At 38.7% G+C, this 18548-nt stretch carries 17 protein-coding genes; 9 read left to right on the plus strand and 8 right to left on the minus strand.

Features of this window, described 5'->3' with window-relative positions:
- Positions 1-397: 397 nt before the first annotated feature.
- Complete coding sequence (gene fusA / locus C9J40_RS04820; RefSeq protein ID WP_107206249.1) at positions 398-2485, minus strand: elongation factor G; 2088 nt, start codon at positions 2483-2485, stop codon at positions 398-400.
- 416 nt (positions 2486-2901) lie between these two features.
- Here fusA and C9J40_RS04825 point away from each other — a divergent pair, with 416 nt between their 5' ends.
- Together C9J40_RS04825 and C9J40_RS04830 are read left to right on the plus strand one after the other, a co-directional pair.
- Positions 2902-3351, plus strand: a complete 450-nt coding sequence (locus C9J40_RS04825; RefSeq protein ID WP_107245962.1) for an RNA-binding S4 domain-containing protein — start codon at positions 2902-2904, stop codon at positions 3349-3351.
- A gap of 67 nt (positions 3352-3418) precedes the next feature.
- Positions 3419-4339 (plus strand): M15 family metallopeptidase, encoded by a 921-nt coding sequence (locus C9J40_RS04830; RefSeq protein ID WP_107245964.1) that lies wholly within the window; start codon positions 3419-3421, stop codon positions 4337-4339.
- Here C9J40_RS04830 and C9J40_RS04835 read toward each other — a convergent pair.
- From C9J40_RS04835 to C9J40_RS04845, 3 genes are all read right to left on the minus strand, one after another.
- Entirely contained in the window at positions 4329-4547 is a 219-nt protein-coding gene (locus C9J40_RS04835) for a hypothetical protein (RefSeq protein WP_107245966.1), read from the minus strand. The genes C9J40_RS04830 and C9J40_RS04835 overlap by 11 nt on opposite strands.
- 219 nt (positions 4548-4766) lie before the next feature.
- Positions 4767-6035: a rhodanese-like domain-containing protein gene (locus tag C9J40_RS04840; RefSeq protein ID WP_233217673.1), complete on the minus strand. Its 1269-nt coding sequence runs from the start codon at positions 6033-6035 to the stop codon at positions 4767-4769.
- 243 nt (positions 6036-6278) lie between these two features.
- A complete protein-coding gene (locus C9J40_RS04845) occupies positions 6279-8069 on the minus strand; it encodes an amidohydrolase (protein ID WP_107206254.1) in 1791 nt (596 codons plus the stop codon).
- 231 nt (positions 8070-8300) lie between these two features.
- On the opposite strand from C9J40_RS04845, the gene C9J40_RS04850 reads away from it, so the two are divergent.
- Entirely contained in the window at positions 8301-9500 is a 1200-nt protein-coding gene (locus C9J40_RS04850; RefSeq protein WP_233218472.1) for an META domain-containing protein, read from the plus strand.
- A 118-nt stretch (positions 9501-9618) separates the two neighbouring features.
- Here C9J40_RS04850 and C9J40_RS22205 read toward each other — a convergent pair whose 3' ends face one another.
- On the minus strand, positions 9619-10074 hold the full coding sequence (locus tag C9J40_RS22205) for an NUDIX domain-containing protein (RefSeq protein ID WP_304590043.1): 456 nt from the start codon (positions 10072-10074) through the stop codon (positions 9619-9621).
- A 4-nt stretch (positions 10075-10078) separates the two neighbouring features.
- Complete coding sequence (gene mobB / locus C9J40_RS04860) at positions 10079-10609, minus strand: molybdopterin-guanine dinucleotide biosynthesis protein B (RefSeq protein ID WP_107245969.1); 531 nt, start codon at positions 10607-10609, stop codon at positions 10079-10081.
- A 279-nt stretch (positions 10610-10888) separates the two neighbouring features.
- Here mobB and C9J40_RS04865 point away from each other — a divergent pair, with 279 nt between their 5' ends.
- The 3 genes from C9J40_RS04865 to C9J40_RS04875 all read left to right on the plus strand — a co-directional run bounded on the left by C9J40_RS04865 (position 10889) and on the right by C9J40_RS04875 (position 13823).
- The gene (locus tag C9J40_RS04865) at positions 10889-11380 is read left to right on the plus strand and encodes a hypothetical protein (RefSeq protein WP_107206258.1); all 492 of its coding nucleotides are present in this window, start codon (positions 10889-10891) and stop codon (positions 11378-11380) included.
- A gap of 103 nt (positions 11381-11483) precedes the next feature.
- Positions 11484-12623 carry an endonuclease/exonuclease/phosphatase family protein gene (locus C9J40_RS04870; RefSeq protein WP_107245970.1) on the plus strand — a complete coding sequence of 380 codons (1140 nt, stop codon included), beginning with the start codon at positions 11484-11486 and terminating at the stop codon, positions 12621-12623.
- A 120-nt stretch (positions 12624-12743) separates the two neighbouring features.
- A complete protein-coding gene (locus C9J40_RS04875) occupies positions 12744-13823 on the plus strand; it encodes a DUF3541 domain-containing protein (RefSeq protein WP_107245972.1) in 1080 nt (359 codons plus the stop codon).
- Between the two features lie 136 nt (positions 13824-13959).
- Here C9J40_RS04875 and amrA read toward each other — a convergent pair whose 3' ends face one another.
- Positions 13960-14577 (minus strand): AmmeMemoRadiSam system protein A, encoded by a 618-nt coding sequence (gene amrA / locus C9J40_RS04880; protein WP_107206261.1) that lies wholly within the window; start codon positions 14575-14577, stop codon positions 13960-13962.
- A 445-nt stretch (positions 14578-15022) separates the two neighbouring features.
- Here amrA and C9J40_RS04885 point away from each other — a divergent pair, with 445 nt between their 5' ends.
- The 3 genes from C9J40_RS04885 (at position 15023) to C9J40_RS04895 (ending at position 17730) form a co-directional block, all read left to right on the plus strand.
- On the plus strand, positions 15023-15340 hold the full coding sequence (locus C9J40_RS04885; protein WP_107206262.1) for a glutaredoxin domain-containing protein: 318 nt from the start codon (positions 15023-15025) through the stop codon (positions 15338-15340).
- Positions 15341-15398: 58 nt separating this feature from the next.
- The gene (locus C9J40_RS04890) at positions 15399-15605 is read left to right on the plus strand and encodes a hypothetical protein (protein ID WP_105059910.1); all 207 of its coding nucleotides are present in this window, start codon (positions 15399-15401) and stop codon (positions 15603-15605) included.
- 550 nt (positions 15606-16155) lie between these two features.
- The gene (locus C9J40_RS04895; RefSeq protein WP_107245973.1) at positions 16156-17730 is read left to right on the plus strand and encodes a BCCT family transporter; all 1575 of its coding nucleotides are present in this window, start codon (positions 16156-16158) and stop codon (positions 17728-17730) included.
- A 63-nt stretch (positions 17731-17793) separates the two neighbouring features.
- Here C9J40_RS04895 and C9J40_RS04900 read toward each other — a convergent pair whose 3' ends face one another.
- On the minus strand, positions 17794-18543 hold the full coding sequence (locus C9J40_RS04900) for a 3'-5' exonuclease (protein ID WP_107245975.1): 750 nt from the start codon (positions 18541-18543) through the stop codon (positions 17794-17796).
- Positions 18544-18548: the final 5 nt, after the last annotated feature.

Consider the following 18548-nt stretch of genomic DNA (forward strand, 5'->3'; position numbering starts at 1 on the left):
TATTTAGTTCCTATTTGAAACGATATCTAGATCAGAAGAGATAGCAGCGCTAGCTGATCAGCATCTTCAACAAGGTCAGACAGAATGTTATACCTGTAGCGGAAACAGCGGTTATTGCGACACCGACAATAGTGAGAGATCGCGATAGGTGGTGTTGAGAGAATAATCGTAACTATTCTAATTAGAGTAAAGTTATAGCCTTGCTGTTTTTCATACACGATTACTTGTGATTGTTATCAATAGCGTTACAAGGTGTGCAAGATGCTCAACCTTTAAAGACGAGGAAAGATGAAATGATAGGAGGTGTATAGTGATGTGGAATGATTTTTACGTGATAAAAAATAACCCCGAGAGCAAAGCCCTCGGGGTTAAAAAGATTACTTAGAGTAATTAAAAATTACTTCTTAGCGTTCTTTTCTTTCTGCTCAGCGATTACTTTTTCAGCAACGTTTGCAGGACATGGTGCGTAGTGTGCGAACTCCATAGAGAACTGACCACGACCAGAAGTCATTGTACGTAGAGAACCGATGTAACCAAACATTTCTGAAAGAGGTACATCAGCCTTGATACGAACGCCAGTTGTACCAGCCATTTGGTCTTTGATCATACCACGACGACGGTTAAGGTCACCGATAACATCACCAACGTGATCTTCAGGAGTGAACACGTCAACGTGCATGATTGGCTCAAGAAGCTGTGCACCAGCTTTAGGCATAGATTGACGGAATGCGCCTTTCGCTGCGATTTCAAATGCTACAGCAGATGAGTCAACTGCGTGGAATGCACCATCAACAAGCTCAACTTCAACATCAAGAACAGGGAAACCAGCAAGAACACCAGTATCCATCATGCCTTTGAAGCCTTTTTCGATTGCAGGCCAGAATTCTTTAGGAACGTTACCACCGATTACAGATGATGAGAACGTAAAGCCTGAACCTACTTCACCTGGCTTCATGATGTAGTCGATCTTACCGAACTGACCAGAACCACCAGACTGTTTCTTATGCGTGTAGCTATCTTCAACAGGTTTAGTGATAGTTTCACGGTAAGCAACCTGAGGTTGACCAACGATAAGGTCTACACCGTATGTACGCTTAAGGATATCAACCTTAATGTCTAGGTGAAGCTCACCCATACCTTTAAGGATTGTTTCACCTGAATCTTCATCAGTCTCAACTTGGAATGATGGATCTTCTGCAACCATCTTACCGATCGCGATACCCATTTTCTCAGAACCGCCTTTATCTTTTGGAGATACAGCGATTGAGATAACTGGTGTTGGGAAGATCATTGGCTCAAGAGTACACTCGTGCTTAACATCACATAGAGTGTGACCAGTTTGAACGTTCTTCATACCAACGATAGCGATGATGTCACCAGCTTGCGCGTAAGTAAGTTCGTTACGATCGTTAGCTTGCATCTCAACCATACGGCCGATACGCTCAGTCTTACCAGTTGCACTGTTAAGAACTGTGTCACCTTTGTTCAGTTTACCAGAGTAAATACGAACGAAAGTTAGGGCACCAAAACGGTCATCCATGATTTTGAATGCTAGCGCTTTGAATGGTTCGTCAACAGAAACTGTTGCAACTTCACCAGTTGGCTCACCAGTTTCTGGATCTGTTAGTGGCTGTGGATCTACTTCTGTTGGAGAAGGTAGGTAATCAACAACAGCATCTAGTACAAGCTGCATACCTTTGTTTTTGAATGCAGAACCACAGAATGTTGGGAAGAAATCACAAGTACGAGTACCTTTACGGATACAACGCTTGATGTCTTCGATAGAAGGCTCTTCACCTTCCATGTAAGCTTCCATTAGGTCGTCATCTTGCTCAACAGCAGTTTCAACAAGCTCTTCACGGTAAGCTTCAACATCATCAACCATGTCAGCTGGGACGTCTGTGATTTCGTAGTTTTCTGGAAGACCAGTGTCATCCCAAACGTACGCTTGACGGTTTAGAACGTCAACAACACCAACGAAATCATCTTCACGACCGATTGGAAGTGTCATGATTAGCGGCGTTGCGCCAAGTACACTTTTAACTTGGTCTGTAACGCGGAAGAAATCTGCGCCCATACGGTCTAGTTTGTTAACGAAGATGATACGTGCAACTTCAGATTCGTTAGCGTAACGCCAGTTTGTTTCAGACTGAGGCTCAACACCACCAGAACCACAGAATACACCGATACCACCATCAAGTACTTTAAGAGAACGGTAAACTTCAACTGTGAAGTCAACGTGTCCAGGAGTATCGATAACGTTGAAACGGTGATCTTTCCAGAAACAACTTACAGCTGCTGACTGGATAGTAATACCGCGCTCAGCTTCCTGTTCCATGAAGTCAGTAGTAGATTCACCATCGTGAACCTCACCAGTTTTATGGATTTGACCAGTTAGCTTAAGGATACGCTCGGTAGTAGTAGTTTTACCCGCATCAACGTGGGCGAAAATACCAATGTTTCTGTATTTAGATAAATCTGTCATTGTTTTTCTCTATCAACAATTACGGTCACATGTGAGGTCGCGGATTATAGCACTACTTATATCAACCAGAACATAGCTATGCGTAATAAAATCGTTATTCGCTTGCTTTTTACTCTAGCTGTTAGGCTTGTTGCCCATTTACACAGCAAATCAAGCTACAAAAAACAAGGTTAGTTCAGGTTTTTAGGAATTGTAAGTTGCTAAAGTTATATTTTTGTCATGTTTTTTGGGATGAGATTCTTATTCTTTATTTTCTTTTCTTTCAGAATTTGTGAACATTTAGATCTTTACTATCAATGATTTTTATCACTTTTTTACGAAGTACTGTTCTATTCGCTCATTTTTTTCCTTCATATTGTAATGTGGGGTAGAATTAGAAATATATTCCTTTTTGTTCTCTTATTTGAGTTATCGACATGTCTGAAGAAATTGAAGTTGAAGCAATTGGTGTTGAAGTTTCAGCTCAACCTATCGAATTATATAAAGTGTTAAAGATAGCCAACTTAGTCAGTGGTGGCGGTGAAGCAAAATATGCCATCTCTGAAGGTTATGTTGCAGTAAACGGTGAGCTTGAATTACGTAAACGTTGCAAGATATATGACGGTGATGTGATTGAGTTTAATGGTGAGTTTTACGTTGTGTTGTGCGACCAGCCAGTACAAGAAAAAATGATGCGTGTTGCCGAGGAAAAACCAAAAGCATCTCCTAAAGCGGCGTCAAAAAAAGCAAATAAAGCTGCTGATAAGAAAAAGAGTACTAGCAAACCGAATACTGCAGGAAATCGTTCTGTTACCAAAAAAGCGGCTAACAAAGCTGCTGATGTAAAACCAGATACAGCGACTGGTCGTAAGCCAATTAGTTTTTAAACTAAAACATTCTTATAAACAAGGCGCGCAATGACGCGTCTTTTTCTTGCCTGATTAATGAGAAGGGATGATGAATAAACAATTTATTACGCTAGGTTTAGTGATTAGTTTTAGCTGTTTTAGTGGAAGTGTGTTGGCTGCAACTGTTTCATCGCTAACAACAGCTGAATGTCAGGCAATGTCAAAAGTTGGCGTGATGTCGAGCTCGGCACCAGTACAGTGCCAACGTTTGAAAAAAGTGACATTTAAATATCGTGATTTTTCTAATCGTGTTCACACTAATGGTCAAATTATTGTAATGGATGCAACAGCGCCTTATGTGGGTAAAATTTTCGATGAATTATATCAACAAGGATTTCCAATTCATAAAGCGGTTCCGATTGAAAAATATCGCGGTGATGACACGGTATCGATGACAGATAATAATACTTCTGCTTTTAACTATCGCCCAGTAGAAGGGACGAGTAGTTTATCGCTTCACGCCTATGGTGCAGCGATTGATTTAAATCCGGTGCAAAACCCATTTGTGACTTTTGCGCGCGCAGGTCAGGCAAAATATAGCCCCGTAGAAGGGACAAAATATGCTAACCGTGAAATCTATCGTTATGGTAAACCAGATAGAAAAGGGATGGCTGAAACAGTCGTCGATATTTTTGCACGTAATGGCTTTTTATATTGGGGCGGTTTTTGGAATTCGCCAATTGATTATCAGCATTTCCAATTATCTAAAGATATGGCAATAATGATGTCGCAGATGACAGCACAGCAAGCAACACTGTTCTTTAAACGTTATGTTGAGTGGTATAACAGTTGTAGTCGTATGTACCCCAAAGCCTATAGCCAGTATAAGTTTAATGATTACACTAATTACCTGAAACATAAGCTGGGTGTGTCTTCGATAAGTAAAGCGTATCAGGCTAACCCAAGTAAGGTTATGGCGCAGATTGAGCAAGTCCCTTTGCGTTCAGAGATTTGTGTTAAACGTTAATATTAATCGTACAGCCTTTAGTTGGCGCTTTAGGCTGTATTTCTCCACGATTATCGTAACCACTGAAAGTCATAATGGTAGAGATTTTTTTCTCTGAGTTTTCTTGGTTAACCCGAGGTTGGGTCGGCGGTATTTCGGCTTGCGCATAACGCATTTTTTTTGCGTTATTATTTACTAAATATACGGGAGCGATAGTAAACGTTGACATATGGCCTCCACAACTTAGTTTTATTTAAGATGTGCAAGGTTAATAGGTGGTTAGATGTCATTCAACGTAGTGGCTGTTAGGATATGGTCATTTGTTGGTCAGAGGAATGTTAGCTTCTTGTTCTTTAAGTAAATTAGTTTAACTTTGTGAATGTCATTACAGTTTGAATAAGTAAACGGCAGCTAAGAGCCACCGTTTTATGTCAGAGCTTTAACTATGTTATTTAGGTAAGCCTTCTGCAATAGGGTTGTTTTTATCTGCGCTCCATTGATACCACCCACCATCAAAGACACTGATATCTTTCCATCCCATAACATAAGCATAGAAAAATGCCTCAGATGCTCGCCAACCAGTACCACAGAAAAAGGCGACTTGTTGGTTTGGTTTAATATTCCATTTCGCCCATTGTTTCGCGATGAGGTAACCACTTTTCATTGTGCCATCTGGGTTATTAAAATCTTGCATATGGTAAGAGTCACTACCAGCGTGTCCCCATTTAGCCCCTTTGATACGACCTTTAGGCTTGATGTAATCATAGCCACTGGTTTTTCCAATATATTCTTGCCAAGTACGAATACTTACGAGTGAATGGGTACTTTGGGGTTCTTTTAGTATTGTTTTTGCTTGCTGGAGATCCGTCAGGTATTGAGGGTTTGCTGGAATCGTTTTACCAAAACTCACATCGTCGTGGTTTTCATTAATGAAAGCTTGGGTCGGGTAATGTGCGTTTTCCCACGCATTCCAGCCGCCATTGAGTAGTCTTACATCCTCAACGCCAGCATACATTAGAAAGTTAGCAAAGCGTGCTGCTGACATATTATTACGAGCATAGACAATGACAGTGGTGTTATAACGAATGCCTAAATCAGTAATGACTTTTTTAAGATCATTATTACTGACTTTATTCCACCAAGGCTTGCTTTCAATATCATTGGTATTGACATACAGCGAGTTGGGGATATGTGAAAGTAAATATGTGGACGGTGGACCCCATTCAACTTCAACAATTTTATAGCCGTGCTGTGGTGCGTACAATGGCTGCTGGTGATTGATTAGCTGATCTAACCATTGTGCAGATACTAAGTGTTTAAAGTTTTTAAGTGCTTTCAGTTTGCCTACATAGTCCGTAACGGGCTGATTAATTGTAGATATAGCGCTAAAACCTTGTTGTTTGAGTGCTTCACTCATTGCCGTCGTTGAGGTTTTATCGCCATACAGGACGGTTGGTACTTTCGGAGATAGCTGACGATTTTTAAGTAAGCTTGATAGCTGAATCGGTGTTAAAAGAGTGAGCCATTGACTATCAATATTGACAGCGTTAGGGATATGACCACCTCGAGTTGCATTTCGCTTTGGCCAACCGTTGAAGTAATTGCTGTCTCGACAATCAATAATTTGTATTGCTTGTTTCGTCTGCTGAGCTTGAGCTAGTTGCTCAAAGGTTTGAATAGGAGGTGTGACAGTGTTTGCTGCCGCTAAACATGGCATGCTAATCACAAAAAGGCACGTAATAAAAATTTGATTTAAAGAGCGCATATAGAACCTGTTTGATCTGCCATCAGGGCAAACGAGGCGACATTCTAGCGAAAATAATTTGTAAGACAATTGATGGCGATTAATTAAATCATCATCTGATTATAAAAATAGATGATGATGGGATAAAAAGTAAGTGGAATATAGAACAAAGCGAAGACACCAGTTCTAGTTTCAATTAAAGCTGGTGTGCATGAATTACTGAGTTATTTGGTACACTGTTTTGCCATCGTTAATCGTAGCTTGGATTTTAATATCTTCGATTTTTAATGGATCTATTTTCAGCGGATTATCTGATAATATAACGAAATCAGCTTCTTTCCCTACTTCAATTGAGCCTTTTTTATCTTCTTCAAAGTGTTGGTATGCAGGCCAAATTGTCATCGCTTTCAATCCAATTAATGGGCTTACACGTTCTGTAGGACCAATAATATCGCCTGTACGAGAACGACGATTAACTGTTGCAGATAATACGCGCATTGAATCAGGCAGAGCGACTGGCGCGTCATGATGTGACGAGAATTTAATTCCTTTATCGTAGACCGTTTTTGTCGGTGAAATAAATTCAGCGCGCTCAGGACCTAAAACAGAATCTCGGTGCCAGTCTCCCCAGTAATAAGTATGCATTGGGAATAACGATGGGAAAATTCCTAGCTCTTTTAAGCTATTGATTTGATCTGGACGAATGGTTTGTCCATGGATTAGGACTGGGCGACGATCTTTCTTGCCGTATTTATCTTCAGCTTGTTTTACTGCGGCGATAAAAACATCAATGGCAGCATCGCCATTGGCGTGAGCAAGTATTTGCCAGTTATTTTCAAAGGCTTGATCGACGTATTTGAAGGTATCGTTATTTGAAATAGCAGAATAACCGACGTAAGAGCCATCTTTGCCTTTAGGAGGCTCAAAGTAAGGCTGAGTTAACCATGCTGTTTTACCTTGTGGTGATCCATCAATCGTGAGTTTTGCACCACCGATACGGAAGTTATTCTTGTAGTCATTACTTAGGTAAGGGCCAGAAATGGTTTGGCTTGCGATCACGATATCAGGATAGGCAACGACATCAATTGGGGAATTACCTTCTTCCGAGACTTTTTGCATGATCGGCATAATGTTAGGAAATGCACGTCCTTCTTGGCCTGTGGTATAGCCAAATTGACTATAGAGTTCCATTCCCGCTTTGAAGATTTTTTCATTATCTTCATTACTCATATTAGCAAGTACTTTACCTAATACATAATAGAACGCATTTTCTTCTAACGTCCCATTAGGTTGTTGAGATCCTTTTTTACGTACAAAAACACCACCTTCAGGATCTTCAGTTTTATCCGTGACACCAGCAACTTCCAGCGCTTTATTATTTACTGCTGCAAGGTGGCCTGATTGGTGGATCAGAATAACGGGTAATTCTGTTGAGATTTTATCTAAATCTTCAGCTGTAGGGTGACGTTTTTCGGTTAGTTGTGAATCATCATAGCCAAAGCCAATAATCCAGCCTACTTTATCACTACGCTCAGGAAAGTCTTTATGCCATTGATTGGTTAATTCAATCAGGCTATTAATGTCACGACCTTCACCATCTGGTGGGGGTAGTAAGTTAGCGGATAATGCTTGTAAGCCTACATTGAAGACATGACCGTGTGCATCAACAAACCCTGGAATTAGTGTATTACCCTTTAAATCAACAATATTTGTTTCTGCATTCTTGTGCTTTTCAATATCAGAAAGACTACCTGTCGCCAGTATTTTTCCATTTTTAACTGCAACGGCTTCAACTTCAGGCTGTTTATCATTGATTGTAATAATATCGCCGCCGGAGTAAATCGTATCGGCATGATGCACTAATTTTGCTGGTAAAGTGGTTACAGCAGCAGAGGTAGGTTTAGTAACTTGCTGTGGTTCAATACTTTCAGTTTTAGTTTTTTGGTCGCATCCAGAAAGTGCCAAAATAGCTGGGATTGCCAAGCTGAGATAAGAGCGTTTAAACATATAATTTCCTTATAATTATCCGCAAAATAAAGTTTTTTTTACTTTAGGATGCAAGCATAGACGATGAGGTTACTGATTTCACAATTAATGTAACAATTCGTGATGTTATTATTTATTTAGTAACTTATTGAGAGTAAGGAACTAATTAATAAAATGTCGGTCGAATTAATCCAGTAACTGTTTATCTGATAACAGTAAGTGGAAAATAGAGGAATGAAAATGAGATGTTTGGTGCTCTTATTTGTAGGAGCTATCGCAACATTTAGTACAACGCTCATGGCAGCCGATAATGCCGGCTCAGATTGCCATTTAGTGACCTCTAATGTTGATATATTAATTTGTAAAGATCCTAAATTATCACTGTTACATAAGCTGATGGTAGACATGTATCAGCAAGTTTTAACCCAGTCGATGGTAAGCGAAGCTTCTGTGATAAAGGAAACACAGAAAAACTGGTTAGAAACAAGAAAAGGTTGTTTACATCAATCTGATGCTCAACGTTGTTTAGTGTCAACTTATCATTCTCGCTTAGATAATCTTACCGCTATTAATGCCACCGTTCTGGCACCACTTGCCACATATAGTTTTCACGATTTAAAAGATGCTCGCTATAACGGTATCGAAGATATTGGTACACCGATTAAATTACAGCATGGTTTATGGGCAGGAGAACCGTATCAACCTGGTGGTTCAGTCATGCCACAAGTCATACTGCTTGATGATATTAAAGCTGTGGGTTCACTGACGGAAAGTAATAACAAAATGGCAGTGGTTTTATTAAATTACTCACCGGGTGGAACAGGGCAATATTTGTATATAGCTGTTGTTGACAAAGAAAGTGGCCATTTAAAAAATATTGCGACTCAGTTTGTCGGCGATCGTTTTCGAGTTAAAGATCTAAAAATATTGAATAAGAAAATTATTTTAGATGTTATTCAGCCGGGTAAAAACGATTCAGCTTGTTGTCCTGGTGATGTGGTTCAACATGTCTGGCATTTAGATAGTCATAATCAATTAATAGAAGAGCCGAACACACGAAAAATTGTTCGTTTAACCCCAGATATTTTATCTAATACTGAATGGAGACTAGAAAGCTGGCGTTATGGCGATCCGGTGAGTGCCGAAAACGATATTCGATTACGTTATATTAATGGACATTTTACTGGTTCAGTTGCCTGTAATAATTATACGGTTTCCGTTACATCAGAGCCGCGTCCGGGCTTTATTAATGTATTAAAGCAGCATACATTGGTGACTGAAAAACAGTGCAATAATCCTTTAGCTGCAGAACAACAACAACGATATTTAGAGCAATTAGGTGGGGTGAGTCAATTCACTTATTTCGCGGGTAAATTAGCGCTTTCATATCAAGTCAACGGCCAGTTGGGGGTAATGATCTTCTCCAAAGAGCCATCCTCATATAATCAATAATCTTTTGTAACCCATTGATAAGAAGTATCAATAGACGTTGATACTTCTTATTTTATAACTTATTAATTATTCAACCATAACTCAACAGCGCGTTGCGTTGAGGGAAAAGCAAAATTTTCTAGTTTGATATCTTGTTTTTTACCCACAGAATATCAGCAACATCATCCTGTACCGTTAGTGTTGGTTTATCTAATAATTGATGACTAAAAAAAGTATCACAGGTTTTATATTCAATATTTTTGTAGCAATACGTATTACTGAATGAGCCTTGGTATGTGAAATCAGTCAGCGTTAAGTTGAGTTCTTCCTGTATTTCTCGTATTGCTGCTTGCTCTAAGGATTCATTAGGGTCAACAAATCCGCCAGGTAAATCCCATAATCCTAATCCTGGATTTCTACCTCTTATTGCTACCAGTAACTCATCTTCATATGACAGCGCAACCATAACAGCAGCCGCTGGGTTGTGAAAATAGGTAAAATTACAGGCGCTACAAGTAAATTGCTTATCGGTTAAACGGGTTAAGCTTGATTTGCCACACTGCGGACAAAAACGGGCTGTATTTATACTGGTCATCTTTCTAGTGACCATCTTTTTCTAACCAAGTAAGAATAAATTGCGCAATAGACTCAGGATCATTGATATTTAGCTGCGGTAGCGGACATAGTTGAGTATCTGCGTCAGTAGCAAATGCGATAATGTAAGGATCGTTAGGATACAATAAGGGTTTATTGTAAGACGGACGATGAATTTCTATTTTAGGAAAAGCTTGCTCTCTGAACCCCTCAATTAATACAAGATCGAGCTTGCTGTGATCGAGTTGCTCTAAACAGTCGTTAAGTTCAGGATCTTTACGTTCATCTTCTGGGTATTCAAAATAAAGCATGTGGCGTGATTTTGTTGCCAGTAATGTTTGCCCGCAACCCGCATGACGTAATCGATAAGAGTCCTTACCTGGTACATCAGGTTCAATGTCATGATGACTATGTTTTATTAGACCTAATCGAATACCACGTTGCTTGAGTAACGGGATTACTTTTTCTAATAACGTTGTTTTTCCTGAGCCACTAAAGCCCGCAAAGCCAATCAGAGGAGTGGGAGAAGTAATCATAACTATTTTTAGGTCAAAATACAGTGTCAGTAATTATATCGTTAAATGATGGGGAAATGCAGCAATGCGCTGTATTTACTAACGATTAATTAAAGTAAGTCTTTTATTACTTATGTGTAGTGTGTCTTAAAAGTAATCCTTATCTATGAAAGTTTTGTTGTGTTATGAGTGACGGTCTAAAGTTAAAAGGTGTGGGCATTCTTTAAATAGTTATTGGGTTGTTGTCACAGTAGGGACATTGATGATTAACAGCATAGTTATAAAGACAGGGAGTGTGAAATGTGGGCAATACTTGATTTTGAGGCATCAGGTTTATCTGAACATTCATATCCGATTGAGGTTGGGTATTCTTTACCAGATGGAACAAACAGTAGCATGTTAATTAATCCGCTATCTGCATCCGATAACTGGTCTCATTGGGATAAAGATGTTCAACACAATATCCATAAGATATCTCGGTCAATGATTGAAGAGACTGGGATGCAAGTAGTGGATGTTTGCCAACATTTAAATACGACTTTAGGTCAATATGATTTGGTTTTATGTGACAGTGAATGGGATCTATTCTGGCTGGGGCGTTTATACCATGCAGCACATATGCGTCCATCTTTTGTGCTTACAGAGGTAAGCCATTGGTTAAAAAATCAAAATGGACTGGGTCAGGTACACTTTAAATTGGCTTTAGATAACTTAGGGGCGATGAGGCATCAAGCAGGATATGATGCAAAACAAATCCGCTTAGCGATAGATACATTGGTTAAGTCATCTTAATTAAAATTTTATCTTTAGAAAAATTAAGTTACGAGGTTTGTATTTGTAAACATGGGTTGGATGTTTACAATGCCGTTTTCAATGATTGATAACGAGATAACGTGTGGCAGAGTTTTTATCAACCGTTTTAGAAACAAAACAATCCTTACGTGTGGCTATGTTTAATGTCGCGATGTCTGAGCCAGAACAAGGGCGTATTTTTCAGCAAACATCGGGTTTAACTAATAAAAGATTTCAGCGACTCGCCGCTATTATCCAGCATGTTAATGCTGATGTTTTGTTACTGTGTGAATTTGATCACCCTGGTAATGGGGGCGATGATGGTAGCCTTGATAATTTTTGTCAGCATTATTTATCTCATTCTCAATATCAACAATCTGCGATTGATTACCCTTATCGCTATTGCCCTTCATCCAATACCGGCCTAATAACCGAAATAGATCTAAACGGTGATGGTCTCTGCACGTTACCAGAAGATGCCCAAGGTTACGGTGAATTTCATGGTCATTTTGGTTTTGTTATTTTATCTAAATGTCCACTGCAGCAAGAGAATATTCGAACGTGGCAGCACTTTCTTTGGAAGGATATGCCGAATAACTTAATGCCTGTCGATTATTATTCAAAAGAAGCTCAGCATATATTACGTTTATCTTCTAAAAATCATGTTGTTGTGCCTATTGTTGTTGAAGATAAAGAAATTAATTTACTGTGTTGTCATCCAACCCCTCCTGTGTTTGACGGTAACGAACGTCGAAATGCAAAACGTAATCATGATGAAATCCAGCTTTTAATCGACATCATTAATGATGAATCCTATTTAGTTGACGATAATGATCAAGTTGGTGGGTTAAAACCTGATGATGCCTTTATTGTAATGGGGGATTTAAATGCTGATTTAGATGATGGCGACGGATTTAAGGACGCGATTAAACACCTACTGAAACTCGATAAAATAAATACAAGGGTTAGTAGTGGTAAGCAGACGCCTAAAAGTGAAGGTGCAAGGCATTATTATCCTTGGCAAAAGCGTACTGGCCGTAAAAATGAGTGGACGCATTTAGCTGGGTTGCGGTTAGATTATGTGTTGCCGTCAAGAAATTTAGATGTGATAAAAACGGGGGTTTTTTGGCCGGATAAACATGATTTATTACGTGAACTTATTTTAGATTGTAAAGGTAGAGAAAAGCCTTCTGCAGGATCAGATCATCGAATGGTGTGGGTTGATATTAATATTGCGGACTAAATGACGATGTGATCATGTTGGCATATTTATATTATAACAATTATTCAGAGATAAAAGTTAACAGAGATAGTAATACCTAATGTTACTCTTCACCCTGGTTATTTTTCGGGGGGAGTCATTATGCGTTTGGTACTTAGCCGCTATTGGTTTTTCTGCCTTTTATTTTGTTGGTCTGTTGCGGCAAATAGTTTACAGTTTAATCCGACATATCAACAAAGCGCTAATCAGATCCGCCAAACCTTTGAGCCTCAGTTATATACAATGCCAGCCTATACAGCGGGGCATTATGGCTTACGTATGTATCGGCAGTCGTTAGATCCTAAATACGCAGCCGCGATATGGCAGGATATGGCGCGAGTTGCGAGTAACTTAAATCGCTATTCAACAGAAGTTGTGACACCTGAGCAAGTACAGCGATACAGTTTAGCGCGATTAGCGAATTATAAAACATCACCTAAAGAGCGTAGCCAACGTCGATATAAAGCGACTCAAACGATGCCTGAATATGTATATTTAGGCGTTGGGTTGCTCGGCTCAATGGCGCGTGCCGATGAGTATGGGTTAAAGCATCAAAATGATGCGCAATTAAGGCAGGTTCTTCGCCGTTATGATTTTAAAAAATATGTTACTGATCCTGAAATGATCCAAGCGTGGGCAGCACAACTTGCAAATCAAGTCTATTGGTTAAGACAACTGGGTGAACAAGATGTGGTGAATGATTTCATTATTGCTTTTCGTGAAACTTATCCTGATAGTCAAGACAATCAATTATCTTCTCTGCAATACAGCAATAAAATTTATGGGTTAACGCATATTATTTTTGCGGCATCGAAATACTATCAATTACCGATCCATGAAAAAGATCATCAATGGATTTTTGATTACTACCGCAAAAATATCGATAAGATTATTGCTGAAACGAAAGAGGATGTTATTGCAGAGGTCGGGATTAACTTTTTATTGGCGGGGTTAGAGGCAGATCCCGTAGTAGAGAAAACCCGCAAGGTGATTCAGCAAGCAATAAATCCTCAGCATGGAATGATCCCATCAGTAACGGGTGATATAGATTTAGTCTCTGGTGAGCACCGCAATGTACTTGCGATAATGTTACTCGATTGGAAAGAAACGCATTTAGCGCCGACGCTAAGCGACCATCCTCAAATGTTCAAGCATATACCGTATGGATTGATTGCAAAATAGCATAGGAAGGGTAAAGGTATATTTACGCATAATAGAATTGATTGAGAATCAAACAATATCAATTAAATATTTTGACAAAGTACCGGAAAGGTTTGAATAAGCAAGCAACAGCAGTTACTGCTGCTTGCGTAGGCTGTTAGAAATATTTACTACGAATTTTGGCGTATTTTTCTTTCAGTGCGCTAGTTGTGAAGGTTTTAACAACCATATTGGGTGACCAATAGCTTGGTGACCACCCCGCTTTTTGTTTCAATTGCTGAATAAAATGATCTGGTGTGATCCCTTTTCTCCACGCACTTGGTAGCATTGTTGTTTGCGTGTAGCGATCAATTAATACAATACCTTGGCGATTGCTAGGTATTTGTAAGTGTTCGACTAAGGCCTGATGAGAGTGAATTGGCAACGTTTCAAGTGGCGATAATACTTCGATTTCGATTGTTAATTCATCAAGTTGTTCTTCAGAAAGAGGCATAAAGCGACGGTCTTCGTATGCACTAGCCACGGCTTTATTATGAACTTCTATGACTAATGGACGCGAAGCAATAGTTGTCCCCATAGAGCCTTGCAATGCATTATTCACCTCTAAGGTAACAAAACATGCTGCATGTTGTTGCATCTTTCGCGTGTAATGATTAAGCCGAGGTGCATTTATCGGACGATCAGAAAAATGGTCATGAATAGCATTGCGTGCAATATCCAGTAATTGAGTTAACTCACCTTTATTATATGTTTGTGGTGTAGCTATTATATCCACAACTCTCTCCTTAACTCTGTAATGACAGAGCAGTTAAATTCCGTGATAAAAGCGATTTATTATTGTTCATTGGGCTGCTTTTGATTATCCGTTAGTGTTTGAATGCAAAAGGACTGACGAAACAGTTAACGGTAGTGAGGTAATTAATATCATCTATTTTCGATGAATGTTCAACATGTGAAAGGTTAAAATTTGTTAACTTTTCTATCGTTATTTTATTCAGTATTTGTATTTTAATTTCTTATAAAACAAATTGTTATATTTTATCTGTTGAAAAGAGGGGGTTACTAATTGACTATCAATGAGTAATTGCGAATAGAAAGTGAACAGTGCAACTAAAATTAAATATTGTTTAGATCGTAAACAGGTGTGAAGTAGATGTTTTACTATTAAGCAAGTTTCAATTATCTTGACCAACTTATCTTATAGAAGAAGTGGCATTGTGATGACTGAAGTAAAAAATCTAACAATCGAACAGCTTGAGCAATACGACAATTTAGTAATTACGCAGCCGAATTGTCCGTTTTGTGTGAAAGCAAAAGCACTACTTGATGAGCGTGGTATCGAGTATACAACACTTGTTTTAGGGCTAAATTTATCAAAATTAGTGATGGTTGATTTCATCGAACAAAAGGCAGGGCTAACGGTTCGTACTGTACCTCAAATTATTTTAGATGATAAATATATTGGCGGTCATGACGATTTAGTCGCTTTTCTTGAGCGTCAAGTTGAAGCAACTGAGTTTGATGATTTTGAATTATAAAAATGGGCTGAAAAGCCCTTTTTTATATCTATTACTAGTACATATATGAGCTGACCTTATGAAACTCGATTTTTCTCAATTAAACAAACAGGCCAAACAATCGTTTGGTGACCAACAAGCTATTATTAAAAAAGTGATGCAAGGTAAAGTAGTTAACTGTAAAGAATGCGATCAATCATTATTCTTAGTTCCACCTGAAAAAAGCGAACAACCAGGGATTGCATGTAAAAAAGGCTGTACTCATATTCATTTAGATTTCGCCTAGTTAAGGGGATATTTTAATTGTAGGGTGTATAAAAAAGCACCATTGAATTGTTTTTTTTAGATAAGTATTCCCACATTACTGATAACGAGTGTTACGGAGTTGCACACTATTTCTGGCAAATCGGCATTCTCAATTTCTATTTTTATATTGCTAGTTAATGCAGTGATTAATAATAAAAAGCTATTTACGGAAGTGAGATAACTTTGATAGCTGATAATTTTATAAATTTAAGCTTAAGTTATAACATCATGAATTAAAGTATAAAAATAACTACGATGATAAAATTATATTTATCAGCCAACGATAAAAAAACAGTCTAAAGTTGATAGGGTAGTAGTTAGAGTACAATGAAAAGCATTATTAATTTTACACACTGATATCATTATTTTTTATGGGATATGGTGTTTTTTATAACAAATGAATTGTTTTTAGACGATTAAGCCATCTATTGACAGTTATTATGATGAAATGGTTATATATTGCCGCTCAGATTTTATTTACAGGACTAAGTATTGATGGTTTGAGTTGTAATCATAACGGGACTTTATAAATGAGTAAGCACGATAAATATAGTATTCATAATACCGACTATACAATTGGACAAGATAATGTCCAAAAATGGGGCTTTGATGTCCATAATGCGGTATTTGGCGTTAGTGCAGGATTAATTGTTCTCTTTTTAGCAGCAATTCTTATCAGCGATCCTGCAACAGCAAAAGCAGCGTTAGATAGTGTTAAAAATGCTATCGTAAATAAATTCGATACCATGTTTCTTTTAGCGGGAAACTTTTTTGTTATTTTTTGTTTAGGGCTCATCATTTCTCCTTACGGGCGTATTCGCCTTGGCGGTAAAGAAGCTGAATCTGAACATACAACCTTATCTTGGTTATCCATGCTGTTTGCTGCAGGTATGGGGATTGGTTTAATGTTTTGGAGTGTTGCCGAGCCTGCCGCGTATTATACCGGATGGGGTGGTTCAACACCGCTAAGTGTGACACCTGAAACGCCAGAGGCTTTTAAAGTCGCGATGGGTGCAACTATGTACCATTGGGGTTTACACCCATGGGCTATTTACGGTGTTGTTGCGCTTTCAATGGCATTTTTTGCTTATAATAAAGGTTTACCACTTTCTATTCGTTCGGTGTTTTATCCTATTCTTGGCGATCGTACTTGGGGTTGGGCTGGGCATATTGTTGATATTCTTGCTGTGCTTGCGACGCTATTCGGTTTAGCGACATCATTAGGACTAGGGGCTCAGCAGGCGGCAAGTGGTATCAACCACGTATTTGGTACTCATGGTGGTTTGGGATTACAGATTGGTATTATTATTGTCGTTACTTTAATTGCCATCTACTCAGTAGCACAAGGTATTGATTCTGGCGTTAAATTGCTAAGCAATATCAATATGCTGGTAGCATTAGTTCTTCTTGTTTTTGTCGGCGCCGTTGGTTTTACTGTTTCTATGCATACAATCCCAACAACGATTGTGGGGTATGTAGAGAACTTCATTCCACTCAGTAACCCATTTGGACGTACAGACCAAGCATGGTTACACGGTTGGACAATTGTATACTGGGCATGGTGGATTTCATGGTCACCATTTGTAGGTTCATTTATTGCACGTATCTCAAAAGGTCGTACTGTTCGTGAGTTCTTAATTGCTGTCTTGATTGTGCCGACTGTGGTTACAACTGTTTGGATGTCAGTATTCGGCGGTCAAGCCATTCACCAAGTGATGGATGGCATTGGATCGTTAGGAAAAAATGGTATTACTGAAGTGCCACTGGCGATGTTCCAGATGTTTGATGCACTACCTTTTGGTACTATCTTATCAGTTATTGCCGTTTGTCTTGTTTTAGTATTCTTTATTACTTCATCAGATTCAGGCTCATTGGTTATCGATAGTATTACTGCAGGTGGTAAAATTGATAACCCTGTGGCACAACGCGTATTTTGGGCTGTTATTGAAGGTTTAATTGCGATTGCATTGTTGTGGGTAGGTGGTACTCAAGCAATTCAAGCGCTTCAAGCTGGCACTATTTCAACGGCACTTCCGTTTACTATTATATTATTGCTAATGTGTGTAAGCCTATTGCTTGGCTTTAGAACAGAAAAGTACAAGTAAAATTATAAGGGCAATTTAGCCTAAAATGGTAATAAAAACCGCAGTATTAATACTGCGGTTTTTTTATTCCCAAATTTGCTCAATTGGCGTATCAGGTGTGAAGTGATATGCGATTTGTGCTTGTAATAATTCAGCTGTTGCTAATGCATCTGTTAACGCGTGATGAGGTTGATAAGCGGGTAATCCATATCGAATTCTACATTTCCCTAATCGAACGGAGCCTGGCTTTTTCCCTTTGAATCTCGCCAAAATACCACTGTACTGCTGGGTTTGGATATATAATTCAAGCGCTAAAGTATCAACAACAGGAAATTGGATGCCTTCGTTTAATCGCACTCGTAATGCCTTATCCATAAACTGTCGCTCGATGGCTTTGTAATGCACCACTACGACTTTACCAGCTAAAGAGTCTAATACAGCTTCTAAAATTCGACGTATATCAGGCGCCGTTTGTACATCTGAGTGTGTAATACCATGAATGATGACGGAGTCTTCATCTAGTTTTGCTTTTGGCTTTACTACCCAATGCTGTGACTGTTTGCAAAAAATACGATTGATGTTGAAGGGAACAAGCCCGACACTAATAATGTCATCTTTGTTAGCATTAAGCCCTGTTGTTTCAAAATCTAAAGCAACAAATTCAATGTCCTTTAATGGGGTATCACCACTAAAAATACCATGTTGATAATATTGTTTAATTCTTTGGTCTTTAGCATCATTGGCAAGTTCCGCAAACTTTGTTTGCCAATCCACTATCGGAGTATTACGAATGAAGTGGGTTGATGTTGTTTTTTTGAATATTTCTCTAAACATGCTTC

Source organism: Photobacterium sp. GB-72, assembly GCF_003026095.1.
Lineage (GTDB): Bacteria > Pseudomonadota > Gammaproteobacteria > Enterobacterales > Vibrionaceae > Photobacterium.

Coding starts and splice junctions, on each gene's coding strand:
- C9J40_RS04845 (WP_107206254.1), bottom strand. CDS start 8,069: ATGTTTAAACGCTCTTATCTCAGCTTGGCAATCCCAGCTATTTTGGCA.
- C9J40_RS04895 (WP_107245973.1), top strand. CDS start 16,156: ATGAGTAAGCACGATAAATATAGTATTCATAATACCGACTATACAATT.
- C9J40_RS04840 (WP_233217673.1), bottom strand. CDS start 6,035: ATGCCATGTTTAGCGGCAGCAAACACTGTCACACCTCCTATTCAAACC.
- mobB (WP_107245969.1), bottom strand. CDS start 10,609: ATGATTACTTCTCCCACTCCTCTGATTGGCTTTGCGGGCTTTAGTGGC.
- C9J40_RS04825 (WP_107245962.1), top strand. CDS start 2,902: ATGTCTGAAGAAATTGAAGTTGAAGCAATTGGTGTTGAAGTTTCAGCT.
- fusA (WP_107206249.1), bottom strand. CDS start 2,485: ATGACAGATTTATCTAAATACAGAAACATTGGTATTTTCGCCCACGTT.
- C9J40_RS04865 (WP_107206258.1), top strand. CDS start 10,889: ATGTGGGCAATACTTGATTTTGAGGCATCAGGTTTATCTGAACATTCA.
- C9J40_RS04885 (WP_107206262.1), top strand. CDS start 15,023: ATGACTGAAGTAAAAAATCTAACAATCGAACAGCTTGAGCAATACGAC.
- C9J40_RS04900 (WP_107245975.1), bottom strand. CDS start 18,543: ATGTTTAGAGAAATATTCAAAAAAACAACATCAACCCACTTCATTCGT.
- C9J40_RS04835 (WP_107245966.1), bottom strand. CDS start 4,547: ATGTCAACGTTTACTATCGCTCCCGTATATTTAGTAAATAATAACGCA.
- C9J40_RS04830 (WP_107245964.1), top strand. CDS start 3,419: ATGATGAATAAACAATTTATTACGCTAGGTTTAGTGATTAGTTTTAGC.
- C9J40_RS22205 (WP_304590043.1), bottom strand. CDS start 10,074: ATGACCAGTATAAATACAGCCCGTTTTTGTCCGCAGTGTGGCAAATCA.
- C9J40_RS04875 (WP_107245972.1), top strand. CDS start 12,744: ATGCGTTTGGTACTTAGCCGCTATTGGTTTTTCTGCCTTTTATTTTGT.
- C9J40_RS04890 (WP_105059910.1), top strand. CDS start 15,399: ATGAAACTCGATTTTTCTCAATTAAACAAACAGGCCAAACAATCGTTT.